At 67.1% G+C, this 24,036-nt stretch carries 19 protein-coding genes; 12 read left to right on the forward strand and 7 right to left on the reverse strand.

Translation table 11 applies throughout. The features are described from left to right. Nucleotides 1-72: 72 nt before the first annotated feature. Both FHU13_RS00510 and coaA read left to right on the forward strand, forming a co-directional pair. A complete protein-coding gene (locus tag FHU13_RS00510) occupies nucleotides 73-396 on the forward strand; it encodes a phosphoribosyl-ATP diphosphatase (RefSeq protein ID WP_183433912.1) in 324 nt (107 codons plus the stop codon). After that, nucleotides 393-1,406, forward strand: a complete 1,014-nt coding sequence (gene coaA / locus FHU13_RS00515; protein WP_183433913.1) for a type I pantothenate kinase — start codon at nucleotides 393-395, stop codon at nucleotides 1,404-1,406. The genes FHU13_RS00510 and coaA overlap by 4 nt, the downstream gene beginning before the upstream one ends. A gap of 51 nt (nucleotides 1,407-1,457) precedes the next feature. Here the strand turns inward: coaA and FHU13_RS00520 are convergent, their stop codons facing one another. Then, the gene (locus tag FHU13_RS00520) at nucleotides 1,458-1,871 is read right to left on the reverse strand and encodes a VOC family protein (RefSeq protein WP_183433914.1); all 414 of its coding nucleotides are present in this window, start codon (nucleotides 1,869-1,871) and stop codon (nucleotides 1,458-1,460) included. Between the two features lie 255 nt (nucleotides 1,872-2,126). On the opposite strand from FHU13_RS00520, the gene FHU13_RS00525 reads away from it, so the two are divergent. The 3 genes from FHU13_RS00525 (at nucleotide 2,127) to FHU13_RS00535 (ending at nucleotide 5,297) form a co-directional block, all read left to right on the forward strand. Continuing rightward, the gene (locus FHU13_RS00525) at nucleotides 2,127-3,260 is read left to right on the forward strand and encodes a transglycosylase SLT domain-containing protein (protein WP_183433915.1); all 1,134 of its coding nucleotides are present in this window, start codon (nucleotides 2,127-2,129) and stop codon (nucleotides 3,258-3,260) included. Between the two features lie 230 nt (nucleotides 3,261-3,490). Beyond that, nucleotides 3,491-4,012 carry a response regulator gene (locus FHU13_RS00530; protein ID WP_183433916.1) on the forward strand — a complete coding sequence of 174 codons (522 nt, stop codon included), beginning with the start codon at nucleotides 3,491-3,493 and terminating at the stop codon, nucleotides 4,010-4,012. Between the two features lie 610 nt (nucleotides 4,013-4,622). After that, on the forward strand, nucleotides 4,623-5,297 hold the full coding sequence (locus FHU13_RS00535) for a L,D-transpeptidase (protein ID WP_183433917.1): 675 nt from the start codon (nucleotides 4,623-4,625) through the stop codon (nucleotides 5,295-5,297). A gap of 121 nt (nucleotides 5,298-5,418) precedes the next feature. Here the strand turns inward: FHU13_RS00535 and FHU13_RS00540 are convergent, their stop codons facing one another. Both FHU13_RS00540 and FHU13_RS00545 read right to left on the reverse strand, forming a co-directional pair. Continuing rightward, a complete protein-coding gene (locus FHU13_RS00540; RefSeq protein ID WP_183433918.1) occupies nucleotides 5,419-5,739 on the reverse strand; it encodes a hypothetical protein in 321 nt (106 codons plus the stop codon). A 181-nt stretch (nucleotides 5,740-5,920) separates the two neighbouring features. Beyond that, on the reverse strand, nucleotides 5,921-6,397 hold the full coding sequence (locus tag FHU13_RS00545; protein WP_183433919.1) for a phasin: 477 nt from the start codon (nucleotides 6,395-6,397) through the stop codon (nucleotides 5,921-5,923). A 241-nt stretch (nucleotides 6,398-6,638) separates the two neighbouring features. On the opposite strand from FHU13_RS00545, the gene FHU13_RS00550 reads away from it, so the two are divergent. The 5 genes from FHU13_RS00550 to FHU13_RS00570 all read left to right on the forward strand — a co-directional run bounded on the left by FHU13_RS00550 (nucleotide 6,639) and on the right by FHU13_RS00570 (nucleotide 15,666). Beyond that, entirely contained in the window at nucleotides 6,639-9,176 is a 2,538-nt protein-coding gene (locus FHU13_RS00550) for a PAS domain-containing sensor histidine kinase (RefSeq protein WP_183434286.1), read from the forward strand. 269 nt (nucleotides 9,177-9,445) lie between these two features. Further along, nucleotides 9,446-11,395, forward strand: a complete 1,950-nt coding sequence (acs, locus tag FHU13_RS00555) for an acetate--CoA ligase (RefSeq protein ID WP_183433920.1) — start codon at nucleotides 9,446-9,448, stop codon at nucleotides 11,393-11,395. A 217-nt stretch (nucleotides 11,396-11,612) separates the two neighbouring features. Further along, nucleotides 11,613-11,999 (forward strand): DUF485 domain-containing protein, encoded by a 387-nt coding sequence (locus FHU13_RS00560; RefSeq protein ID WP_183433921.1) that lies wholly within the window; start codon nucleotides 11,613-11,615, stop codon nucleotides 11,997-11,999. Further along, nucleotides 11,996-13,684, forward strand: coding sequence for a cation acetate symporter (locus FHU13_RS00565; protein WP_183433922.1), 1,689 nt, complete (start codon nucleotides 11,996-11,998; stop codon nucleotides 13,682-13,684). Before FHU13_RS00560 ends, FHU13_RS00565 begins: the two co-directional genes overlap by 4 nt. A 245-nt stretch (nucleotides 13,685-13,929) precedes the next feature. Continuing rightward, nucleotides 13,930-15,666 (forward strand): MFS transporter, encoded by a 1,737-nt coding sequence (locus FHU13_RS00570; RefSeq protein WP_183433923.1) that lies wholly within the window; start codon nucleotides 13,930-13,932, stop codon nucleotides 15,664-15,666. A gap of 109 nt (nucleotides 15,667-15,775) precedes the next feature. On the opposite strand, the gene purH is transcribed toward FHU13_RS00570, so the two are convergent. The 3 genes from purH to sseA all read right to left on the reverse strand — a co-directional run bounded on the left by purH (nucleotide 15,776) and on the right by sseA (nucleotide 20,245). Continuing rightward, nucleotides 15,776-17,374 carry a bifunctional phosphoribosylaminoimidazolecarboxamide formyltransferase/IMP cyclohydrolase gene (gene purH / locus FHU13_RS00575; RefSeq protein ID WP_183433924.1) on the reverse strand — a complete coding sequence of 533 codons (1,599 nt, stop codon included), beginning with the start codon at nucleotides 17,372-17,374 and terminating at the stop codon, nucleotides 15,776-15,778. 129 nt (nucleotides 17,375-17,503) lie between these two features. After that, nucleotides 17,504-19,213 (reverse strand): heparinase II/III family protein, encoded by a 1,710-nt coding sequence (locus FHU13_RS00580; protein WP_183433925.1) that lies wholly within the window; start codon nucleotides 19,211-19,213, stop codon nucleotides 17,504-17,506. Nucleotides 19,214-19,396: 183 nt separating this feature from the next. After that, nucleotides 19,397-20,245, reverse strand: coding sequence for a 3-mercaptopyruvate sulfurtransferase (gene sseA / locus FHU13_RS00585; RefSeq protein WP_183433926.1), 849 nt, complete (start codon nucleotides 20,243-20,245; stop codon nucleotides 19,397-19,399). Between the two features lie 187 nt (nucleotides 20,246-20,432). On the opposite strand from sseA, the gene FHU13_RS00590 reads away from it, so the two are divergent. Then, on the forward strand, nucleotides 20,433-20,669 hold the full coding sequence (locus FHU13_RS00590; RefSeq protein WP_096485507.1) for a hypothetical protein: 237 nt from the start codon (nucleotides 20,433-20,435) through the stop codon (nucleotides 20,667-20,669). Nucleotides 20,670-20,777: 108 nt separating this feature from the next. Here FHU13_RS00590 and FHU13_RS00595 read toward each other — a convergent pair whose 3' ends face one another. Then, complete coding sequence (locus FHU13_RS00595) at nucleotides 20,778-21,863, reverse strand: calcium-binding protein (RefSeq protein WP_183433927.1); 1,086 nt, start codon at nucleotides 21,861-21,863, stop codon at nucleotides 20,778-20,780. Between the two features lie 600 nt (nucleotides 21,864-22,463). On the opposite strand from FHU13_RS00595, the gene FHU13_RS00600 reads away from it, so the two are divergent. Next, entirely contained in the window at nucleotides 22,464-24,008 is a 1,545-nt protein-coding gene (locus tag FHU13_RS00600) for a DEAD/DEAH box helicase (RefSeq protein WP_183433928.1), read from the forward strand. Nucleotides 24,009-24,036 lie beyond the last annotated feature (28 nt).

A 24,036-nucleotide genomic window follows, 5' to 3' on the forward strand; every position in this document is an offset into this window, starting at 1 on the left:
CCTGCGCAGGGTCCCGAGCGCCGGTATCCGATCATGCGATGCCGCATGGTACGGGTTCCGTTTGCGCGCCTTATGACGAAGTTCAGCCTCGACGACCTCGCCGCCCTCGTGGACAGCCGGGCGGGCACGCCTCCCGAGACTTCCTACACCGCAAAGCTCCTCTCCGAGGGCACTGCCAAGGCGGCCAAGAAGCTCGGCGAGGAGGCGGTCGAGGCCGCCATCGCCGCCGTGCAGGGCGACCGCAAGGCGCTCGTGTCGGAGGCGGCGGACGTTCTCTACCACCTCGTCGTGATGCTGAAGGCGGCCGGCGTGCCGCTCGACGATGTGATGACGGAGCTCGGCCGGCGCACGGCCCAGAGCGGGCTCGCCGAGAAGGCGGCGCGGAGGCATACATGATCGGCGCCCCGATCCCGTCGGCCGGGATCGAACCGGAAGAGCGCCAGAACCCGGTGACCGGCCAGGGGCCGGGCCGCCTCTCGCCCTACCGGATTTTTTCGCGCGAGGAATGGGCCCAGCTTCGCGCCGACACCCCGCTGACGCTGACAGCCGAGGATATCGGTCGGCTACAATCCCTCAACGACCCGATCTCCATCGAGGAGGTCGTGGCGATCTACCTGCCGCTCTCGCGCCTGCTCTCGCTCTACGTCGCGGCGACACAAGGGCTGTTCAAGGCGACGCAGCGCTTCCTGCTCGCCGAGCACGAAGCGAAAGTACCGTATATCATCGGGCTCGCCGGCTCGGTGGCAGTCGGCAAATCGACCACGGCGCGGGTGCTGAAGGCGTTGCTCGCCCGCTGGCCCAACACCCCGAAGGTCGATCTCATCACGACCGACGGCTTCCTCCATCCCAACGCCGAACTGCAGCGCATGGGCGCGATGGAGCGCAAGGGGTTCCCCGAGAGCTACGACAGCGCCGCCCTTCTGCGGTTCCTTGCCGACATCAAGGCTGGCCACAAGCGGGTCTCGGCGCCGGTCTATTCCCACCTCGTCTACGATGTGGTCCCCGGTGAGGAGCAGGTGATCGAGTCTCCCGACATCCTGATCGTCGAGGGTCTGAACGTCCTCCAGCCCGCTCGCCTGCCGCGGGACGGTACCGCGATTCCCTTCGTCTCCGACTTCTTCGACTTCTCGATCTATCTCGACGGACACGAGGACGACCTGCACCGCTGGTACGTCAACCGCTTCCTGCGGCTGCGCCAGACCGCCTTCCGCGATCCACTCTCCTACTTCCGCAAATATGCCGAGGTCACCGAGAGCGACGCGCTGGAGATCGCGGACCAACTCTGGACCACGATCAACCTGCCGAACCTGCGCGACAACATCCTGCCCACGCGACAGCGGGCCAGCTTGATCCTCGCCAAGGGGCCGAGCCATCGCATCGAGAGCGTGGCGCTGCGGCGGTTGTGACCGGAGGCTGCGGTCGCTGCGTGTCCCGCTGTCTGCATCGATCGCCGCCGCTCAGTAATTCGGCCAGAGCCCTCGCGTCGCGAGTTCGAGCATGTGTCCGTCCGGATCGCGGAAGTAGAGGCTCGTCGCCCCGCTCGGCCAAGAGACGCGTCCTTCGATCACGACGCCGTTCGCGTCGAACTTCACCTCCCAGGCGGGCAGCTCGTCTTCGGTCGTGCCGAAGCAGAGATGCAGCGGCCCCGTCCCATCATGCGCCGGGATCAACCCGCCATGCAGGCGCTGCGGGGACACGGATGCCCCCCTCCTGAAGAGCAGAAGCACATTCCGGCCACCGACATCGTAGGCCCAGAGCGTCTCCGACTTCAGGATGCGCTCCAGGCCGATGACGGTTTCATAGAACTCGTGAGCTCTCTGCAGATCATCGACGTAGAGCGCCGTCTCCAGGATGCGATCGGGGCGTGGCATCGGTGGGAGTGTCCTTCCATCCGTCAGGCGACGCGGATCGGCCGTCACCCATTCTCCTCTCATCCCCGTTCCGCTGTGAACCGCATCCCGGTGGAAAACACCGGGGACAACCCGCCAAACGGCTCAGCTTGCCTGCAAATTGCCCCGGCTTGCCCTGGGGATGCCACAACCTCGGCCGTGTTTGCGCCACATCCGGCAGCGCAAGTGTTGCCTACACGCCGCTGGCGCCATCACGAAGAGTGAGCGACGACAACGATGCAGGGCCGTACGATCGGATCGCCGCGTACCACCTCGATGCCTCGCAAGAGCGGGCGTCCCACCCCGTCCTCCGACGTCATCACCCTCAATTCCCGCACGGGGCGCGACCATGGCAGCCGCACGGCGCTCGTCCGCTCCATCCTCTCCATGACCCTGCTGGCCGGAGGCCTGAGCGCGGTTCTCCTCAATGCCGGCACCGATCTCGGCCGAGCCGAGGCTTCGACCAAGATCTCCGATCTGGCCATGCCGAAGCCGCGCCTTCAGGCGCTGGCGCCCGAGAGCCCGGTTCCGTCGATGCTGGCGGCCTCATCGAGCTTCCACCCCGTGGGCGACCTCGACACCGAACTCGGTGCCAACACGGTGGACCGCGTTTCCTACGACTTCCTGCTCTCGCAGACGTCGACCGGCGATCCGAACGACATCCTCGAATTTGGCCCGATGAAGATCCGCCGCCACCTCGTGCAGACCATCGTCAAGGCGGCTCAGGCCGTCCAGACCGATCCGGTTCTGCTCATGGCGGTGGCCGACAAGGAGTCGAGCTTCATCACCGCCGTCCAGGCCAAGACCTCCTCGGCGACCGGACTGTTCCAGTTCATCGAGCGCACCTGGCTCGGCGTCATCCGCGATTTCGGCCCGAGATACGGGTACGAGAAGGAGGCTGCCCTGATCGTTCCGGACGCGAACGACCGGCCGTCGATCCAGGATCAGGCCGAGCGCACCCGCATCCTCGACCTGCGCCGCGATCCCTACCTCTCCGCCGTCATGGCCGGCGAGATGCTGAAGCGCGATGCCGGGCGCATCGCCCTGAAGATCGGCCGCGAGTTGTCCCTGGGCGAGGTCTACCTCGCGCACTTCCTCGGGCCGGACGACGCCGAGAACTTCCTGTCCCGGGTGGTCGACAAGCCGACCGCCGCCGCCGCGGCCCTGTTGCCCGGCCCGGCTCGGGCCAACCGCTCGATCTTCTTCGGCGGCACCACCGGCCGGGGCCGCCACCGCAAGCCCGCGAGCCTCTCGGTCGCCCAGGTGCACCAGAAGTTCGAGGCGATGATGAGCACCCGCGGCGATCGCTACCGCGATGTGCGCAGCGTGGCCGGCCTCGTCGCCCTCGCCGATGCCGAGGCGGTTCAGTAAGGCGAAGGCTGCGGCCGCCCGACGCGCGGCAAGCCCGCGGCGGTGAAAATCTCCCTTCGACGCAACTGAGCGGCATCTGCCCGCTTTGTTGTGCTGTGCGGCGCTTCGGACATCGATCCGTGAGAGGTCCTTTGCCGCCCGGATGCGCGAGAGAGGATCGTTTCGCCTTGAACGACTCGTTTCGAGACCGATCGCACCGGGGGATAGCCGATGATCCCCTGCTGCCGAGCATGAAACTCGATCAGATCGGGCAGGCGCTCGCCTCCTGCTACGATAACCTCGTGGCGGAAGGCATTCCTGATCATCTCGCCGCTCTGGTTCGGCGCGTCGATCATGCGGAACGTTCTCAGGCCGAGAAAGCCGAACGCCCTGACGCCCGCATCGCCCTCGTGGTCGAGGATGAGCGCGACACCCGCGAGTTGGCGGAGAGCGTGCTGGAAGAAACCGAGATGCACGTGATCGGCTGTGACAGTGCCGAACATGCTCTGGGCGTCCTGCAGGAGCGGGGCGGCGAGGTCGCCCTGGTCTTCGCCGATATCCGCCTTGCGGGGGCCATGGACGGGCTTCAACTCGCCCGCGCCATTGCAACCCTCTGGCCCCGAACCCGTCTGGTCGTGACGTCCGGCGTCGAGCCTGAGCCCGGCGTGGCTCTACCGGAAGGAGCCGTCTTCATTCCGAAGCCCTGGCGCGCCTTCGACGTGCTGGTCGAGGCCGAGCGGGCCGCGCGCGATCCTTCGCCGCCGGTGAGCTGATCCGCGCGAAAGAGTTGAGATCGGGCTGGCGGAAGCGCCGTATCGAACGATCCTCAGGCCGCGACCCGTTCGCTGCGACGGCGCCTGGGTCGGAATTGAAGGGTGGGAGCCGAGCAGGCTCATGACCGCAGCGCCGATGCCGACGCGGACAAGCTTCTTTTCAATCTGCTCCCAATACAGCGTGTTTTCGAGAGCGCTGATGTGCTCCCTCTTCTTCGACGAATCATTATCCCGGGCATGTCACTGATCGAGAGACTGCCACTGGACGGATGACCGTCGGCGATGATCCCGGCGGCGAGTGCTTGTAGGATTGAAGCCTCCTCGACCTTCTTCTTCAGGCGGCGGCTATCGAGCCTGCTTGAGACGTGCTTATCGGCCGTAATCTTCGTGATGCTTGACGCCTTCTTTGTCGGGGCCGCGTGTCGGCACGCGTCCGATCACCCCCAAGTGGCCGATTTGGCGGCCGATTTGGGAGTAACCACGGCGGTACGGCCAAGCTGATGTGAGCCGCCGCACGGCCGAGGCGTGGAAAATCCGTAAACAGCAGGGAACCGAGCAAGCACAGTCACGCTTGTAATGGCAAAGATTACTGCACAGGTAGGTACCTGCGATGAAGACCCTGGCATCTGTTCTCGCCGGCGTTGTCGGCGTCTGTGTTCTCGCGACCAACGTCGCCAGCGCCGCGCCCTACGACCCGTTCGGCTCCGACAGTGACGACTATTATCAGGAGCAGTCGTCGCAGGGCGGCTGGCCGGTCTACGATCCCTACACCGCGCAGCGCGGCTCCAGCGCCCAAGGTTACGGGCAGAGCTACGGTGAGGCCGAGGCGGCTCAGGCGCAGGTCGCCCGCATCCCCCGCGAGATCGTCCCCTACAGCACTCGCTACGCGCCGGGCACGATCGTTGTCTCGACGGCCGAGCGGCGGCTCTACTACGTGCTGCCCGGTGGACAGGCGGTTCGCTACGGTGTCGGCGTGGGACGTCCGGGCTTCACTTGGAGCGGCGTGAACAAGATCACCGCCAAGCGTGAGTGGCCGGGCTGGACGCCTCCGGCCGCGATGCTGGCCCGCCGCCCCGATCTGCCGCGCTACATGGCCGGCGGCATCGAGAACCCGCTCGGCGCCCGCGCGATGTATATCGGCCGGTCCGAGTACCGGATTCACGGCTCCAACGAGCCGGACACGATCGGTCAGGCCGTGTCCTCAGGGTGCATCCGCATGACCAACGAGGACGTCACCGACCTCTATTCCCGTGTGAAGGTCGGCGCCACGGTCGTCGTCAACTGACAGTCGAGCAATTCGAGTCTTGAGAAGAGCCGCGGCGGAGAGATCCGCCGCGGCTCTTCTCGTCCCCCATCGGCTTTCCGCAACAGATCGTTTCGAAGCCGAGTGCCGCTGCTCAGGGAGCTTACGGCGCGACGCGGCCGACCGCCGTTTGCGGCCCATTGAGAAACGAAACCGGCATATCGCAGAAGCAGCGGGCTCCGAGTGGGCGCGGGCCCGGGAGTGGGCAGGAGAACGGTTGCAAGCCGCTGATGCCCGACTGCACGGCATCGCAATTGAGGCCCATGGCGCGGCGGGGCGGCGGACCGCCCCCGTCCCGATAAGGGCGGACGCGCGGCGGTGGCGCGTCGTAGCCGTCGTCGTAATATTGTGCCTGTGCAGGCGTGAGGCTTCCGACCGCGACGGCGGCGAGGGCCGCGAGGCCGAGGGTGCGAACGGAACGCATCGTGTCCAAAATCTCCGCTGGGCCGCCCACTCGGAGCTGGCGAGGCGTCGAGCCTTGCGGTGTCCGGACGGCGGAAAAGAGGCAAGAAGCCTGAGCGGAACTGAACGATACGCGAACGGCCCGCTCTGCTGGAGCGGGCCGTCGGAGTCTGGACGGCTCGGGCCGAAGCCCGAAGGATCCGTTAGGAGTTCGCCTTCTGAGCGTCGTTGGCGTTCTCGCGGGCGGTCTCGACGCCCTGCTCGTAGGCCTGCCGGGCCTCCGCAGCACCTTGCTGCATGACGCTCTTGGCGTTCTCGGCGCTCTGCTGAAACGCGCTCTGGGCGAGACCGCCGAACTCCTTGGCCTGCGCCTGGATCGCCGCGAACTGCGCGCGCACGAATTCGGCCTGGTGCTGCATCGCCTCTTGGACGTCGCGGGCGCGCACGAGCTTCTGTGCGAGGTCAAACGCGGCGTTGACGTTCTGCTCAGCGTACTCGAAGCCGCGAGCCGAGATGTTGGTGGCGTTGCTACGGGCGAGGTCCGTCGACCCCTGCACCGTGTCCGCAGTGCGGCGGGCGGCACCGATGAAGGAGTCGAACGCCTTGCGAGCCTGCTCGACGCTCTTCTCGGCGAAATCGCGCATCTCGGTCGGGATTTCGTAGTTGGGAGTGCTGCTCATGTCTGTCTCCTCTGTCACACATTGAGCGCTCGTTGTGCGGCGCACAATGTGCAATGCACAATAGCGCGGGGGCGACACTTTTGCCACCCCTGCCGGGCCGATTAAGGTTACCCGTTGATAAACGTGTGTCGGCGGCTTTCAGTGTCCACGTCCGACGGCAGTTAAGTTACAGAGGAATTATGTGTTCATGCCCCGACCGACCGTCGACAGGGCTGTGAAGGGGCTCATGACCAGGGTTCGGATGTCGGACCGCGCAGCGCAGCGTTCTTCTCTCGTGGGCGATTCGGCCCTCCGGGCCGCGTTGGCGCGGTGGCGCGGTGATGCTTCCACGGCCCATCTCGTCCGCGAGGGCGGACCGCTGCTCGTTCTCGACGGTGCCGCGGAGCGGATCCTCCATGCCGACGGCGCGGCGCAGTCGTTGCGGGCCGGTGTCGCCGACGCGGACGGCATCATCCTGCCCACTCTGCGGTTGTCCGCACAGATCGGACGTGCCGGTACCCTCGATGGGCGGCCGCGTATGGTCCGCCTGCGCTTCGATCCCCGCGGTGTGGCGCCTCCGGTGGTCGCCCTCGCCGCGAGAGCGGAGATCGAGCCGGAATTTCCTGTTCTCCTCCTGGCACCGATCGGGTCCTTGCCGACCTTGCGGCCATTCGAGGCTGCGCCGGCCAAAGATGATCCGGTGCCGTCGCGACCGATCCCCGCCGTCGCGGAATCGGCGGCCGCGACGGCTGGGTCCACGCCTGCGCCGGAAGCGGAAACGGCGGATCTGCCGGTCCGCCTGATCTGGCGCAGCGATGCCGAGGGCGTGCTGACGCAGGTTTCGCGCACCCATCCCGATCTTGCCGAAGCGCTGACCAATCGTTCCTGGACGATGCTCGCCGCCGACGGCGTAATCGAGGGAGCGGCGTTGACGGAGGCGCTCTCCGCCCGCCGGACCTTCCGCGCTCTGCCGCTCGTCGTGCACGGACGGTCTTACGAGCACGCCCTCGAGATTTCCGGTGCACCGGCGGGCCGCACGACGGACGATTTCTCCGGGTTCGGCGGTTTCGCCATCCTCGGCGAGCGGCGCCCACGCGCGATCGAAGACGCGATCGGGGAAGGGGAGCCCGCACTCGACGACACGCAGAATGCGGAGCCCGCCCCTGAGCCCGAGCCGGGCGCCAGCCTGTCGGTGAACGAGCACGCCGCCTTCCGCGAAGTCGCGCGCGTCCTCGGATTGCGATTTGCCCCCGACGAGGCTGCGGAGGATCAGGCGCCGGTGCCCGCGCATGCGGAATCTCCGACGGGAAGCTCCGTCATGCCGTTCCCGACGCCGCCGGCCCGGCTCGCGGAGAACGAGACGCGGGCGCAGGCCGCCCTCACGGAGTTGCTCGAAAGCTTGCCTCTGGGGGTGCTGGTCTATCGCGGGAGCGAAATGCTGTTCGCCAGCCGCACCTTCCTCGACCTCACCGGCTACACGGATTTGTCGGCCCTGCGCGATGCGGGTCTCGCACACCTCTTCCGCGGCCTTCCGCCGAGGGAGCGGGAGATCATCGGGCCTGTTCCCTTCGCTCGGCCCGAGGGGGGGACCGTGGCGCTCCTGGTCGATCGGGCCGGCCTCGTTTGGGAGGGGGCGCCGGCCGAGATCTGCCTCGCGCGGGCAATGCCGGCCTCCGGAGCGGCGCAGCCTCCTGCCGTTCCGCCCAATGCCGCGCGGCTGCGGGCGGAGAAGGTGCTGGACAGCCTTGAGGAGGGTGTCGTCACCCTCGACGCCGAGGGCCGCGTCGTCGGTCTGAATCCGAGCGCGGCCGAACTCGTCCACGCGCATCCCAAGGAGGTCGTGGGCGGGCGCTTCGCCGACCTGTTCGCCCCCGAGAGCCTGCCGGCCCTCGAGACGGCGGTGACCAATTCCCGCCGCTCGGGCGCGAGCGAGATCCACGGCGTCACGCCGCGCACCGGAGCGGCGGCTCTGCGCCTGCGCATCGCCCGGTTGCTGGGCGAGGACGCACCGGGCTACTGCGCCAGCCTGCGCGAGATCCGCGACGAGGACGTCGCGCTTCCGGTCCCAGCCGTCAGCAAGCCCGCGCCGCGCGGCGAGCCAGAGGCGGAGGCCGCCTGGAAGGCCAACGCGCTCGCACGGGTCAGCCGGGAGATCCGCCCCTCGCTCAACGCCATCCTCAGCCTCACCGACATGATGCTCTCCGACCGCTTCGACCGAGCGGATGCCGAGCGTCTGGAGGCCTATCTGCGCGAGGTGCGTCTCTCCGGCGGACGGATCGCGGCGCTGATCGACGATCTGCGCGACCTCGCCGAGATTCAGGCCGGCCGCGGCAAGCTTTCCTTCGCCGATCTCGCCCTCAACGATCTCGTTTCCTCCTGCATCGCGACGCAGCAGGCGAAGGCGGCGCGGGACCGCATCGTCCTGCGCACCAGCCTCGCTCCCGATCTGCCGGCCATGAGGGCGGATGAGCGCTCGATCCGGCAGGCGACGCTGACCGTGCTTGCAAATGCCATCCGCGTGACCGAGGCCGGCGGCCAGGTGATCATCTCGACCACGCTCGCCGAGCGGGGAGAGATTGCCTTGCGCGTGCGCGACACCGGCACGGGCATGACGGAAGATGAGCTGACGAGTGCCCTCGAACCATTTCAGGCCGATCTCGGTTCCGATGTAGAGGGTGAGGAGAAGGGGTTCGGATTGACGCTGACCAAGGCGCTCGTGGAGGCCAATCGCGGTCGCTTCCGCATCACCAGCCGCAAGGACGAGGGTACCCTCGTCGAGATGCTGTTTCCGGCCGCCTGACGGTCCGGCCCCCGGTCGATCCGCTCGGACGGGCTCGACCCGCCGCGCCGAATTCTTGTGGAGCGACAAGCCTTTCTCGGCTTCACCGGGACAGACGGGGGTCTCTATGAAGCCACCAATAAGTTATCGCGCAACTAAATCGCGCAAAATTGCAGAACTCGACTTTTTGGTGCTTGCCGGGTCTATTCGACTGCGCTTAAGAGTTTCTAGGAAGCCCCGGCTGCGCGGATATTCGCGATACGATCGGGCACCGGCAGGGAAGAAACCAAATGAGCGAGAAGGTCATTGACGTTCAGGATGCCTGGCGGGACCGGGCTCTGATCGACGACGCCAAATACAAGGAGATGTATGCGGCTTCCGTCTCCGATCCTGACGCGTTCTGGGCCGAGCACGGCAAGCGGATTGATTGGTCGACGCCGTTCAGCAAAGTCAAGAATACGAGCTTCGCGCCGGGCAACGTCTCGATCAAGTGGTTCGAGGACGGAAAGACCAACGTCGCATTCAACTGCATCGACCGTCATCTCGAGACCCGCGGCGACCAGACCGCGATCATCTGGGAGGGTGACGATCCCAACGAGTCGAAGCACATCACCTACCGGCAGTTGCATGCGGAAGTGTGCCGGATGGCCAACGTCCTGCGCAACCGCGGCGTCGGCAAGGGCGACCGCGTCACGCTCTACCTGCCGATGATCCCTGAGGCCGCCTATGCGATGCTGGCCTGTGCGCGGCTCGGGGCCATTCACGCCATCGTCTTCGGCGGCTTCTCGCCGGACTCGCTCGCGAGCCGGATCAAGGGCTGCGGCTCGAAGCTCGTCATCACCGCCGATGAGGGCCTGCGCGGCGGGCGCAAGGTGCCGCTCAAGGCCAATGTCGACGAGGCGATCAAGCGCCTCGACAAGGATCTCGTGGACCACGTCATCGTGGTGAAGCGCACCGGCGGCAACGTGGCGATGGAGCCGGGCCGCGACGTCTACTACCACGAAGCCGCCGAGCAAGTGACGGACGAGTGCCCGGCTGAGGCCGTGGAGGCGGAGCACCCGCTCTTCATCCTCTACACCTCGGGCTCGACCGGCCAGCCGAAGGGCGTCGTGCACACCACCGGCGGCTATCTCGTCTATGCCTCGATGACCCACCAGTACGTGTTCGACTACCACGACGGCGACCTCTACTGGTGCACGGCTGACGTGGGTTGGGTCACCGGTCACAGCTACATCGTCTACGGACCGCTGGCGAACGGCGCGACCACGCTGATGTTCGAGGGCATCCCGACCTACCCGTCGAACTCCCGCTTCTGGGAAGTCATCGACAAGCACAAGGTCAACATCTTCTACACCGCACCGACCGCGATCCGCTCGCTGATGGGCGGCGGCGAGGGGCCGGTGAAGAAGACCTCGCGTGCTTCGCTGCGGGTGCTGGGCTCGGTCGGCGAGCCGATCAACCCGGAAGCCTGGGACTGGTATTACCGCGTCGTCGGTGACTCCCGTTGCTCCATCGTCGATACGTGGTGGCAGACCGAGACCGGCGGTATCCTCATCACTCCGCTGCCCGGCGCGACCAAGCTCAAGCCCGGCTCGGCGACGCGGCCGTTCTTCGGAGTGCAACCGGTCATGGTCGATGCCGAGGGACGTGAGCTCGACGGCGCCTGCGAGGGCAACCTTTGCATCAAGGAGAGCTGGCCCGGCCAGATGCGCACCGTCTACGGCGATCACGAGCGCTTCGAGCAGACCTACTTCTCGACTTACAAGGACCTTTACTTCACCGGTGACGGTGCCCGCCGCGACGCCGACGGTTATTACTGGATCACCGGTCGCGTCGACGACGTCATCAACGTCTCCGGCCACCGCATGGGCACGGCCGAAGTCGAGTCCTCGCTCGTCGCGCATCCGAAAGTCTCGGAGGCCGCGGTTGTCGGCTATCCGCACAACGTGAAGGGCCAGGGCATCTACGCCTATGTCACCCTCAACGAGGGCGAGGAGGGCACGGACGAGCTGCGCAAGGAACTCGTAACCTGGGTCCGTAAGGATATCGGCCCGATTGCTTCGCCCGACCTGATCCAGTTCGCCCCCGGCCTGCCCAAGACCCGCTCCGGCAAGATCATGCGTCGCATCCTGCGCAAGATCGCCGAGGACGATTTCGGCTCGCTCGGTGACACCTCGACGTTGGCTGAGCCGGCCGTGGTCGATGATCTGATCGAGAACCGGCAGAACCGATCGGCCTGAGCGCGGATCACGACAAATCCGGCCGCCTCGCGCGGCCGGAGCCTTTTCGGGCATGGCCCATCTGCCTGGACCCGCCGTGCCGGACGCCCGCCTCGGGTGCTCCGGTCCCTGCCTGCGACGGGGTGAACGTCCATGCCTTCGTCGTCATGATCACAGAATAAATAGCCGATCCCCGGCCCGTCGCGGCGCCGGATCAGGATCGTGCGGGAGGAGATTCATGAGCACCATACAGACGGGGGGGCCGTCCGTGACGTCGGATGCCCGCACGCTTCACGGGGGGGGAGCCCTCGACATGCCCGAGCCCGATCACCGGCTCGACCGCATCGCCGAGCACCCCACCTTCAAGACTCTGGTTCACGAGCGCACGCGCTTCGGCTGGATTCTTACCGGCCTGATGCTCGTGGTCTATTTCGGCTTCATCGGCCTCATCGCCTTCGACAAGGCGCTGCTCGCCACCAAGGTCGGCGGCACGGCCTCGCTCAGCTTCTACATGGGCATGTTCGTCATCGTCTTCGCCTTCGTGCTGACGGGCATCTACGTCGCCCGCGCCAACACCCGCTACGACCGGCTCTCGGCCGACCTCATCCGGAGCCTCGCCAAATGATCCGCCTCGTCTCCCTTCTCGGCGCAGGCCTCGGGCTCGGCCCCGTTTCGGCGCTCGCCGCCGGCCCGGACATCGGTGCCGTTCAGCAGCAGGCCACGAACTGGCCGGCGATCTTCATGTTCCTGTTCTTCGTGCTGTTCACCCTCGGGATCACCTACCGGGCGGCGAAGGGCTCGAAGTCGGCGGCCGACTTCTACGCGGCCGGCGGCGGCATCTCCGCGCGCACGAACGCCCTGGCGATTGCCGGCGACTACATGTCGGCGGCGTCCTTCCTCGGCATTTCGGGGCTCGTCTATTCCTCGGGCTTCGACGGCCTGATCTACTCGACGGGGTTCCTCGTCGGCTGGCCGATCGTGCTGTTCCTGATCGCCGAGCGGCTGCGCAACCTCGGCAAGTTCACCTTCGCCGACGTCGCGAGCTTCCGCCTCGACCAGACCTCGATCCGCATCATCTCGGCCACCGGCACCCTCGTCGTGGTGGCGTTCTACCTGATCGCGCAGATGGTCGGCGCGGGGAAGCTGATCCAGCTCCTGTTCGGTCTGCCCTACCTCTACGCGGTGGTCATCGTCGGTGCGCTGATGATCATCTACGTCGCCTTCGGCGGCATGAAGGCGACGACCTGGGTGCAGGTCATCAAGGCCTGCCTGCTTCTGGGCGGCGCGACCTTCATGGCCGGCGCGGTGCTCTACAAGTACGGCTTCAGCCCGGAGAAGCTGTTCGCGACCGCCGTGCAGACACATCCGAAGGGCGACGCCATCATGGCACCCGGCGGTCTCGTCTCGAACCCGATCGACTCGCTCTCGCTCGGCGTCGGCCTGATGTTCGGCACCGCGGGTCTGCCGCACATCCTGATGCGCTTCTTCACGGTGTCGGACGCTCAGGCCGCGCGTAAGTCGGTGTTCTATGCCACCGGCCTGATCGGCTATTTCTACATCCTCACCTTCATCATCGGCTTCGGAGGTATCGCTCTGCTGATGTCCGACCCTAGCTACTTCAAGCTCGGCACGGACGGCACGACCTACGACAAGATCAAGGACATGATCGGCGGCACCAACATGGTGGCCGTGAACCTCGCCAACGCCGTGGGTGGGCCGTACTTCCTCGGCTTCATCTCGGCGGTGGCCTTCGCGACGATCCTCGCGGTGGTGGCAGGCCTGACGCTCGCCGGCGCGTCGGCGATCAGCCACGACCTCTACGCTCAGGTCTTCGCCCGCGGGCGGACCACGGAGCAGGCGGAGGTGAACCTCTCCAAGGCCTCCGCCGTCGGTATCGGCATCGTGGCGATCTACCTCGGCTACGTCTTCGAGAACCAGAACGTCGCCTTCATGGTCGGACTCGCCTTTTCGGTGGCGGCGAGCTGCAACTTCCCCGTTCTGGCCATGTCGATCCTCTGGCGCGGCACCACGACCTGGGGTGCCCTCATCGGCGGTCTCGTCGGGCTCGTGGCGGCGGTGGTGATGGTGGTGCTGTCCGACGCGGTCTGGGTGAAGACCTTCGGTCATCCGGTGGCCCTGTTCCCCTACGCGAACCCAGCCCTGTTCTCGATGCCGCTGGCGTTCCTGACGATCTGGGCCGTCTCGAAGATCGACAGGACCCGTCGGGGCGACCGCGAGCGGGCCGCTTTCGATGCCCAGTTCGTCCGCTCTGAGACCGGCATCGGAGCCTCGGGCGCCCACGCGCACTGAGCCCCCGCACAGACCAGCCCCGGAGGGCGCAGCCGTCGAGGCTGCGCCCTTTTTGCGTTCTCTCAGTCCACGCTCGCTACAGCGGCGCAAATTCTGTCAACTACGCATCTTTCACCGCGATTTACCTATTGGGCGGTTTCAAGGCATGCGGTAACACGAGCATGCGCATGCGCCGGGCGCATGGAAATGGGTTGAAGCCGGCGAATCGGACGCCCGCGCACGTGTGATCTGGAGGAACGACGAAGATGGCTGGGGCAACCGCAGTAGCGCGGTCCGGGGACGCAGTCAGGCCGATGACTGCCGGTGAGAAGAAGGTCATCATGGCCTCCTCACTCGGGACCGTTTTCGAGTGGTACGATTTCTATCTCTACGGCTCGCTCGCCGCGATCATCGGCGCGCAGTTCTTCTCCGCCTATCCCGAGGCGACCCGCAACATCTTCGCGCTGTTGGCCTTCGCCGCGGGCTTCCTCGTGCGCCCCTTCGGTGCCCTAGTGTTCGGCCGGCTCGGCGACATGGTCGGTCGCAAGTACACCTTCCTCGTCACCATCCTGATCATGGGCATTTCGACCTTTGCGGTCGGCCTGCTGCCGTCCTACTCGACGCTCGCGGCCTACAACGTGGGCTGGATCGCGCCCGTGACGCTGCTGGCCCTGCGCATGCTCCAGGGCCTCGCGCTCGGCGGCGAGTACGGCGGCGCGGCGGTCTACGTGGCCGAGCACGCCCCGGCCGGACGGCGCGGCTTCTACACCGCCTTCATCCAGACGACGGCGACGCTCGGCCTGCTGCTCTCGCTGATCATCATCCTGTCGACGCAGGGTTACGTGAACAGCGCCTATCCGGCCACCACGGTGACCAATGCGGACGGCACCACGACCACGCTGACCGCCTTCCAAGTCTGGGGCTGGCGCATTCCGTTCCTCGTCTCGGTGGTGCTGCTCGCCATCTCGGTCTGGATCCGCCTGCAGATGCAGGAGAGCCCGGCCTTCAAGAAGATGAAGGAAGAGGGCACCCACTCCAAGGCACCGCTTTCCGAGGCCTTCGGCCAGTGGAAGAACGCCAAATGGGCGCTGCTGGCCCTGCTCGGCCTCACCGCCGGCCAGGCCGTGGTCTGGTACACCGGCCAGTTCTACGCGCTGTTCTTCCTGCAGAGCATCCTGAAGGTCGATCAGTTCACGGCCAACATCATGATCGCTTGGTCGCTGATCCTGGCAACCGGAGGCTTCCTGTTCTTCGGCAGCCTCTCGGACCGGATCGGCCGCAAGCCGATCATCCTCGGCGGCTGCCTCATCGCGGCGCTCACCTACTTCCCGCTGTTCAACCTTCTGACCGCCCAGGCCAACCCGGCCCTGCACGCGGCTCAGGCGAGCGTGCCGGTGGTGGTGAAGACGAACAAGGACGACTGCTCGTTCCAGTTCAATCCGGTCGGCACCGCCAAGTTCACCAAGGAGTGCGACGTCGCCAAGGCGCTGCTCGCCCGCTCCGCCGTGAACTACACCACCGAGAACCAGCCGGCCGGCACGCCAACCGTGGTCAGCATCAACGGCAAGGATTTCCCCGTCGCCGATCCAAGCTTCTCGAAGGCGGTGCCCGCGGCGCTGACCGAGGCGGGCTATCCGTCGGCGACGTCCAACCCCACGGTGATCAAGGCCTCGAACCCGGTCGACATCTTCACGGGTCAGAAGCTCGCGGTCGTCGGTATCCTGACGATCCTCGTCCTCTACGTGACGATGGTCTACGGCCCGATCGCCGCCGCGCTGGTGGAGCTGTTCCCGACCCGAATCCGCTACACCTCGATGTCGCTTCCCTACCACATCGGCAATGGCTGGTTCGGCGGCCTTCTGCCCGCCACCGCCTTCGCCATGGTGGCTCAGACCGGCGACATCTATTTCGGCCTCTGGTACCCGATCGTGATCGCGCTCTTCACCTTCGTGATTGGCCTGATCTTCATTCCCGAGACCAAGGACCGGGATATCCTGGCCTGAGGTTTTCGGGTCTGACTGGCCCATACGGAAAAGGCCCCGCCTCGCGGCGGGGCCTTTTTCATTCCGGAAACCGTCTTGCCCCGTCGATGGACGTGCCGAGCGTGCCGCTTCAGTGCCGGAAGTGGCGCACGCCGGTGAACACCATGGCGAGCCCCGCCTCGTCGGCGGCCCGGATCACCTCGTCGTCGCGCATCGAACCGCCAGGTTGGATCACGGCGGTGGCTCCGGCTTCCGCCGCGGCGAGCAAGCCGTCGGCGAAGGGGAAGAAGGCGTCGGACGCCACCGCCGAACCCTTGGCGAGGGTCTCGGGCAGCCCGAGGCGCTGCGCCGCTTCCGCGGCTTTCCGCGCGGCGGTGATCGAGGAATCGACCCGCGACATCTGCCCGGCACCGATGCCGACGGTGGCACTGCCCTTGGCGTAGACGATGGCGTTCGACTTCACATGCTTGGCCACCCGATAGGCGAAGCGCATGTCGGCGAGTTCGGCCTCGCTCGGAGCACGCTTGGTCACCACCTTCAGGTCCATCTCGTCCACGCTCAGGGCATCCCGGCCCTGGACTAGGAAGCCGCCCGCGACGGTGCGGACGGTCTCGCCCTTCGCCCGCGGATCGGCGAGGCCGCCAGCGAGCAGGAGCCGGAGGTTCTTCTTGGCGCCGATGATCGCCCTGGCCTCCTCGGAGGCGTCGGGGGCGATGATGACCTCGGTGAAGATCTCCACGATCTTGCGCGCCGCATCCGCATCGAGGGGGCGATTGAGGGCGACGATGCCGCCGAAGGCCGAGGTCGGGTCGCAGGCGAGCGCCCGCTCGTAGGCGTCCAGCAGGGTTGCGCCTTCCGCCACGCCGCAGGGATTGGCATGCTTGATGATCGCGACCGCCGCCGTGCGGGCGGGGTCGAACTCGGCGACACATTCGTAGGCCGCGTCGGTGTCGTTGAGGTTGTTGTAGGACAGTTCCTTGCCTTGGACCTGCCGGGCGGTGGCGATACCGGGACGCAAGGTGCCGGGCAGGCGGTAGAAGGCGGCTGACTGATGCGGGTTCTCGCCGTAGCGAAGGCCCTGCGCGAGGGTTCCGCCCAAGGCCTTGAAGGTCGGGGCCTCATCGCTTCCCTCGACCTTGGCGAGCCAATTGGCGATGGCCGCGTCGTAGGAGGCGGTCCGGGAAAATGCCTTCTGCGCGAGCCGGCGGCGGGTCGCGGCGGTGAGCCGGCCGTCCTGGGCAGCGAGCTCGGCGAGGATGGCCGCGTAGTCCGACACATCGACCACCACGGCGACGTCGCTGTGGTTCTTGGCTGCCGCGCGGATCATGGCAGGGCCGCCGACATCGATATTCTCGACGCAGTCGTCGTAGGCCTTGCCGGCCTTTAGCGTCTCCTCGAATGGATAGAGGTTGACCACGAGCAGGTCGATCGCGCCGATGCCATGCGCTGCGAGCGCCGCCTGATGCTCGGGATTGTCGCGCACCGCGAGCAATCCGCCGTGGACCGCCGGATGGAGCGTCTTCACCCGGCCGTCCATCATCTCGGGAAAGCGTGTCAGCTCAGACACTTCCCGGACAGCCAGCCCCGCCTCCGACAGTGTGCGGTGGGTGCCGCCCGTCGAGACCAGTTCGACGCCGCGCCGGCTCAGCGCCGCGGCGAAGTCCGTGAGTCCGGTCTTATCCGAGACGGAGAGGAGGGCGCGGGTGACCCGGATCTGGTCGCGCGGCATGGGTATGGCCTGTGTCGTCGAGTGAGGAATTCGCGCGCGCGGTAGCACGGAACCGACAGGGGCGGCCAGTTGGACACGGTGATGTCCGAGTGCGGAAGCGGTTGTCTCAACCGCAGCATGACTCGGCTGTCAGACCTGTTCGATCCGCCAGCGCACCAGAATGTCTTCGTCGACCGACAGGTGCAGGACGATCTGCGCGGTCCGCCGCGCGCCGACGACGCCCGCGAAGTAGACGCTCTCCTCGATTGCCGCTGTCGCGCCCTCCGCGGAGAAGCGCCAGCGCTCACCGGCCGGCAGGACCAGAGTAACGCTGCCGTCCTCCTGGGGTTGGGCGGCGACGGCGGTGTGGAGATGAAAGCGCACCGCGACCGGTTGGGGACGCGCGCGCGGCTTGCCTTCACGACGGAAGGCGTCCTCACCTTCAAGCCGCACCGGGCCGCTGGAGAGGCGCCAACGGCGCTCGTGCAGGATGCCGAATTCGACGACGTAGCCGTCATGGCGGGCGGCGAGGACGGCCGCCCCGTTCTCCGTGCGCCGCTCAACTGCGACGGGGCCGGGACCGCGCAGCACCACGGGCCCGCGGCGCGCCAGAAGCCAGCGCGCGGCGAGCCGGCCGATCCACCAATCTTCCGGTTCGTCGAGGAAGCGGCAGGAGGAGGTGTCGGCGACCGTCGCCGTCGAATGCGCGGCGGTGCTGCGCGCTGCCCGGCGCAACTCGCCGCCGCTCGCGGGAGCGCCGCAATTGACGATGATGCGCTGCGCGCCGCTCGTCAGCTCGAAGGAGAGACACCCGGCGGAGGCGTCGCGCGACTGGTCCATCGGCGGCGGCGCGCCGACGTCGCAGACCATGACGACACGACCCGTTTCCATCCGGGCATAGCCGGAATGGGAGGCGTACATCAGCGGCTCGGTGCCCGACCCGTCATAGACCAGGAGCGTGGCGAGATGGTCGGCCGCCGTGACCCCCATGCCGTTGAAGTGGCTGAGCGAGGCGTCGCCGTGGCGCAGCAGGCGCAGGGCCGGCAGCATCCGATCGACCGCACGTAGGAGGGCTTCGGGGGGATCGACGCTGCGGCTGAGGAAGCTCTGGCGAAGGGGCAGCAGATCGAGCAGCAATTCCATCGCGAAGCGCGGATCGCGCGAGCGGTGGCCGCCGTCGGGCAGGATTTGCGTATCGAGTTCGCGCACGAGGATGCGGGTCGCCCGGCGCAGGATCGGCTCGATGCCCTCGCAGCAGAGTCCGGCATAGGTCAACGCCACCGCCGCGAGCAGGCGCGACTGCGGCGGCGCCGAGCGGCGCAGCGAGCGTTCCAGCTCCCGCGCACCCTTTCCGACGGCCTTGAGGAAGGCTTGGTAGAAGGCGTGGTCGGCGCCCTCCAGCACCAGCGGCGACTGGCACAGGAACGAGATCAGCCGTCGCGACGCCACCGGCACCGGGCTGGCGCGGGCGGCCTCGCCCCGCCCGTTCATGAAGTCCGAGACGAAGGCCCGGGCGTTGGCGCGGGCGAGTGCCGTGTCGGCGGCGCGCAGGTGGCGCAGCCAGCCGAAGCCGTAGAGCGCATCCGCCCATTCGGGGGAGGGGGGATCGTAATCGAAGGGGGAGCGCCCGCTCACCACCAGCGAGCGGCCGGCGAAGACGAACAGGCCGGAATAGATGTCGTCGGCGAGCGAGGCGTCGCTGGTGCGCAGATCGTGCGGGGCGATGACGAGACCGGTCACCCGGGCGCGGGTGAGGATCTCGGGCCGCGCCGTGAGCCGCGCCGTCCGCTCGCGAACCGCGCGGACGATTTCACGACCGAGCAGGCGATAGAGCTGCCAGCGTTCGGGGCCCCTGCCCAAGCCGTATCCTCCGAGCCTTCGAGACGGGCCGCATGGATTGCCGCCATGACCCCGACCGGGCGCCCGGCAGCCGGCTTCGGCCAAGCTTATGCGCGTCCTCTTAACCGGCCTTTAACGCTGTGTCGTCCTCTCGCAGCCCGAAATCCCCGGAATGCACCGACCGAAAAGGGGCCGGTCCGACCGTCAGGCGGGGCCGGTCTCGACGGGACGGGCGGGGTCAGCGCCCCATTCTGACCACGAGCCGTCGTAGAGCGCCCGCGGCTCCTTGCCCAACGTCTCGAGGGCCAGCGCGACGATGGCCGCGGTGACGCCCGAGCCGCAGGTGGTGATGACGGGGCGATCGAGGTCGACCCCGGCTTCCGCGATCGCCGCGCGCAGCGAGGCCTCGTCCCGCAGCCGGCCATTCGCCTGGAGCGCGGCGTAGTGCAGATTCCTGGCGCCAGGCATATGGCCTGGGCGTACGCCGGGGCGCGGCTCCGCCTCCTCACCGCGGAAGCGGGGACCGGAGCGGGCATCGACCACCTGAGCCGAGCCATTGGCCAGCGCGCGGGAGACGTCACCCGCGTCCGCTACGGCGCCGTTGTCGAGCCGCGCGGTGAAGTGTCGCCGATCGCGCGGACGGCCTTCGCCATCCTCGGTCGGATAGCCCGCCGCGACCCAGGCGGGCATGCCGCCTTCCAGGATTTTGACGTCGTGCATGCCGAAGGTCTGGAGCATCCAGCGTACCCGCGGCGCCGAGAACAGACCCATCCCGTCATAGACGACGACCTGCGCCCCATCGCCGACGCCGAGCGCACGCATCTTCGAGGAGAACACCTCGGGCCGCGGCAGCATGTGGGGAAGTGGCGACCCGGTGTCGCTCATCGCGTCGAGGTCGAAGCGGATCGCACCGGGGATGTGGGCGGCGCGATACTCAGCCTCCGCGTCGCGCCCCTGCGCCGGCAGGTACCAGGAGGCGTCCAGTACGACGATGTCCGGCGCGCTGAGGCGCTGGTGCAGCCAGTCCACCGTGACGAAGGGCGATGCGGTCATGAATGTCCTCGCCTGTGCGCGTACTCGCGGGGAAGACACCACATCCGGCATTGGCGGGAATTCGGCAAGGCCGGGAAGCGGAAACCTCCGCGTCACCGGGTCCCGCTCGTCCGAGGCCTTTCACAGGCCTGCGGCCAGCCCGATCTTCGGGTAAGCCCCATGCGGAGAGGCGAGGATACGAAGCGACGTGCGAGAGACCTATCACATCGAGGTGCTCGGCCCCGAGGAGGCCGATGCACCGGGGGGCGTTCAGCAGCGGATCTCTGTGAGGACGTCGAGCCGGGAGGGGGCCGAGGAACGGGCGCGGCGGCTGTTCGCGCGAGCCCGTGTTCCGCAGCGCTCCGGAACGGCAGCGGAGGCGGTGCGGGTGATCGATGGAGCGGGTGTGGAAGTGTTCCGGATGAGCCGGTTCGACGAAGGGTGAATGTGTGATGCATAAACCCCCGACGCGGTGTGCGCGCCGGGGCTCGTGCTGCCGACGACGATCCGGCGGCACCGCCGGATCGTTTCATCTCGTGCCGTGACGGATTCGTCAGGCGAAGGTGCCGTCGCCGAAAGTCGAGCGTCCTTCGACGGCGCCGTATTCCAGGTAGTGCTGCAGAGGATTGATGCCGGCTGCCGCAACGTCCCCGTACGCCGCCAGGTATTGTTTGGTGTCGAACTGAGCCGAGGGATCGCGCCCCTCTTTCCAGCCGTAGGTCAGGTAATGCTCGAGCGGGTTGATGCCGGCCGCCGCGACATCCTTATAGGCCGCCAGGTAGCCCTTCGTGTCGAAGAAGGCGTTCGGGTCGCGGCCTTCCTTCCAGCCGAAATCGCGGAAGTGCTGCTCGGCGTCGTTGCCGTTGTTGAAAACATCCTTGTATTGGCTCAGGTAGAACAGGTCATCCACCAGGGCATTGCCGTCGCCCTGAACAATGGAGCGGTCGGCAAATTGGAAGATTTCCGTGTTCTTTACAGTGTCTGTCGAATCCAAGCCGGTGATCACGGACCGGGTGCCGGCCGACGTGACACCGGCATCGGCGAAGTTGAAGGCGAAAACCGCAGTGTCGGTGCCGAGCGCGCCGTCGAGCGTGTTGGTGCCCGAACCGCCTGACATCCTATCGTCGCCGTAGTCGCCGAAGACCACGTCGTTGCCCGCGTCGCCGAACAGCGCGTCGTTTCCAAGATCGCCGTCGACGAGGTCGTCGCCGTCTCCACCACGGACGGTATCGTTGTCGTCGCCGCCGGCGACGAAGTCGTTGCCCTCATCGCCGACGACGAGATCGATGCCCGCCTCGCCAACGAGGAAGTCGTTTCCGAGGCCTCCGTAGAGCGCGTCGTCACCAGGATTGCCGGCCGCGTAATCATCGCCATCCTGGCCGTAGATCGTGTCGTTGCCGGCCTCACCGATGATCTGATCGAAGCCATTCGCGCCGAAGATCGTGTCGTTCCCGGGGCCGCCCGCGATGTAATCGAGATCGTTGCCACCCGTAATGGTGTCGTTTCCATCCTGCCCGTCGATCCGATTGAAACCACCCGGATCCGTTATGACGTCGTTCCCGAGAAGGCCGAGAATGATGTCGGCGTCCGGTGTCCCGGCAAGAACATTGTCTACGTTCGTTCCCGTAATCGTCGCCATTGCACATCTCCTGCCCAAACGGCTTTCAAACCGCCAATCGGGCATCCGATGCAGGATTGATGATGTTCCCGCCCCCGCGAATTTTTTGATCTCACAAACTCGTTATTATATTTTGTTGGTCGTCTGAAAATAACGGCTAAGTTTTCAATATTGATATTTGATGTGATCTACGATCTTCTTGGATCGTGGGAAGGCATCCCGCGGTCTTCATGGTTCGGCGCCGGCATAATGGGCGGATCTGACGGCCCACCCATCGCGGTGGCTGAAGCCCGATTTGGGGCAACCCTTGACCACGTTCCGGAGAGCGCGCGAGTGGCCCACACCTCTGCATTGAATGCGATCGGATGCAGGCATCGCGCATTGACTTCGCAGGTGCAACGTCGCATATCGCACCTGCAGCGTCAGCGGCCACACGGGGTCGCTTGAGGGGGCTGCGTGACGGTTCGCGCCTTATCAAGGTCGCGCCCCGGCCCCTCTCTTCAACGTGCATGCACCCCAGGCCGCCCCATCACGCGGGCAGCCTCCCGGACTGACGGACCTCATTCCTTTTCCGAGCGCATTGTGCCGGATCGCAGGTTCCGCTGCCTTGAAAGTACCGACTTGACCCAATTCACTGATTTCGGCCTCGCTCAGCCCGTGCTCCGCGCGCTGGAAGAGGCCGGCTACGTCACGCCGACCCCGATCCAGGCGCAGGCGGTTCCGCCGGCGATGGAGGGCCGCGACCTCTGCGGCATCGCCCAGACCGGCACCGGCAAGACTGCCGCCTTCGCCCTGCCGATCCTGCACCGCCTGTCGCTCGATAACCGCCGCGCGCCGCGTCGCGGTTGCCGCGTGCTCGTGCTCTCGCCGACCCGCGAGCTGGCGAGCCAGATCGCCGAGAGCTTCTCCGATTACGGCCGGCACCTGCCCTACACCAACACCGTCGTGTTCGGCGGCGTGACCATCAGCCGCCAGGAGCGGGCGATCGCGCCGGGCGTCGATATCCTCGTCGCCACCCCGGGCCGGCTCATCGACCTCGTCGATCGCCGCGCGCTGACGCTGGAGGGCGTCGAGATCCTCGTCCTCGACGAGGCCGACCAGATGCTCGACCTCGGCTTCATCCACGCGCTCAAGCGGATCGTGAAGATGCTGCCGGCGCGTCGCCAGAGCCTGTTCTTCTCGGCCACCATGCCGAAGAACATCGCCGGCCTCGCCGACCAGTACCTCAGCAACCCGGTGCAGGTCGCGGTCACCCCGGTGGCGACCACCGCCGAGCGCGTCGATCAGCAGGTCATCTTCTGCCACACCGGCGCCAAGCAGGCCCTGCTCAACCACGTCCTGCGCGATCCGAAGATCGAGCGCGTGCTCGTCTTCACCCGGACCAAGCACGGTGCCGACCGGGTCGTGCGCGGTCTCGACAAGGCCGGCGTCGTCAGTGCGGCGATCCACGGCAACAAGAGCCAGCCGCAGCGCGAGCGGGCGCTCGCCGCCTTCCGCGACGGCTCCTGCCGCGTGCTCGTGGCCACCGACATCGCCGCGCGCGGCATCGATGTCGACGGCGTCACCCATGTCGTGAACTACGACCTGCCGAACGTGCCGGAGAGCTACGTCCACCGCATCGGCCGCACGGCTCGCGCCGGGGCGGAAGGTCAGGCGATCTCGTTCTGCAACGACGAGGAGCGCGCCTACCTGCGCGACATCGAGCGGACAACGCGCCAGAAGGTGCCGGTTGCCGGCTTCCCCGAGGGCTTCGTGCCGCCGAGCCGCCAGGAGGCGCAGGACAATGCTGCCGAGGAGGCACGCCGTCCGCCGCGCCAGCCGCAGGGTCGCCCCGGCCATCGCCAGGGACGCCCGGGCGGCAGTCGCGGCCAGGGTGGTGAGGGACGCGGCGAGCCGCGCGCTCACGAGGCCCGCGGCGGACGCCCCGGCGGCCAGCCGGGCCACCGCCAGGACCAGCGCGCCGCTGCCCCGCGTGCTGATGGTCAGCGGTCGGACCAGCGCCGCCCCGAGCGGGCCGGCGAGGCGCGTCCGCAGGGAGCTCGCCCCCAGGGCGCTCGTCCCCAGGGCGGCCGTCCGAACGATGGTCGCCGCGATGGACGCCCCGCGCGCTCCGGCGGCGAGGGCGGCCGGGCCATCGGTTGGCTCGACCGCGCGCCGCGCTCCTGATCGCCAAGCGATCACAAGCGATCTGATC

This window comes from Methylobacterium sp. R2-1 (assembly GCF_014191355.1).
Lineage (GTDB): Bacteria > Pseudomonadota > Alphaproteobacteria > Rhizobiales > Beijerinckiaceae > Methylobacterium.

Coding starts and splice junctions, on each gene's coding strand:
- FHU13_RS00510 (WP_183433912.1), top strand. CDS start 73: ATGACGAAGTTCAGCCTCGACGACCTCGCCGCCCTCGTGGACAGCCGG.
- FHU13_RS00540 (WP_183433918.1), bottom strand. CDS start 5,739: ATGCGTTCCGTTCGCACCCTCGGCCTCGCGGCCCTCGCCGCCGTCGCG.
- FHU13_RS00545 (WP_183433919.1), bottom strand. CDS start 6,397: ATGAGCAGCACTCCCAACTACGAAATCCCGACCGAGATGCGCGATTTC.
- FHU13_RS00565 (WP_183433922.1), top strand. CDS start 11,996: ATGATCCGCCTCGTCTCCCTTCTCGGCGCAGGCCTCGGGCTCGGCCCC.
- FHU13_RS00535 (WP_183433917.1), top strand. CDS start 4,623: ATGAAGACCCTGGCATCTGTTCTCGCCGGCGTTGTCGGCGTCTGTGTT.
- sseA (WP_183433926.1), bottom strand. CDS start 20,245: ATGACCGCATCGCCCTTCGTCACGGTGGACTGGCTGCACCAGCGCCTC.
- FHU13_RS00570 (WP_183433923.1), top strand. CDS start 13,930: ATGGCTGGGGCAACCGCAGTAGCGCGGTCCGGGGACGCAGTCAGGCCG.
- purH (WP_183433924.1), bottom strand. CDS start 17,374: ATGCCGCGCGACCAGATCCGGGTCACCCGCGCCCTCCTCTCCGTCTCG.
- FHU13_RS00520 (WP_183433914.1), bottom strand. CDS start 1,871: ATGCCACGCCCCGATCGCATCCTGGAGACGGCGCTCTACGTCGATGAT.
- FHU13_RS00525 (WP_183433915.1), top strand. CDS start 2,127: ATGCAGGGCCGTACGATCGGATCGCCGCGTACCACCTCGATGCCTCGC.
- FHU13_RS00530 (WP_183433916.1), top strand. CDS start 3,491: ATGAAACTCGATCAGATCGGGCAGGCGCTCGCCTCCTGCTACGATAAC.
- acs (WP_183433920.1), top strand. CDS start 9,446: ATGAGCGAGAAGGTCATTGACGTTCAGGATGCCTGGCGGGACCGGGCT.
- FHU13_RS00595 (WP_183433927.1), bottom strand. CDS start 21,863: ATGGCGACGATTACGGGAACGAACGTAGACAATGTTCTTGCCGGGACA.
- FHU13_RS00560 (WP_183433921.1), top strand. CDS start 11,613: ATGAGCACCATACAGACGGGGGGGCCGTCCGTGACGTCGGATGCCCGC.
- FHU13_RS00550 (WP_183434286.1), top strand. CDS start 6,639: ATGTCGGACCGCGCAGCGCAGCGTTCTTCTCTCGTGGGCGATTCGGCC.
- coaA (WP_183433913.1), top strand. CDS start 393: ATGATCGGCGCCCCGATCCCGTCGGCCGGGATCGAACCGGAAGAGCGC.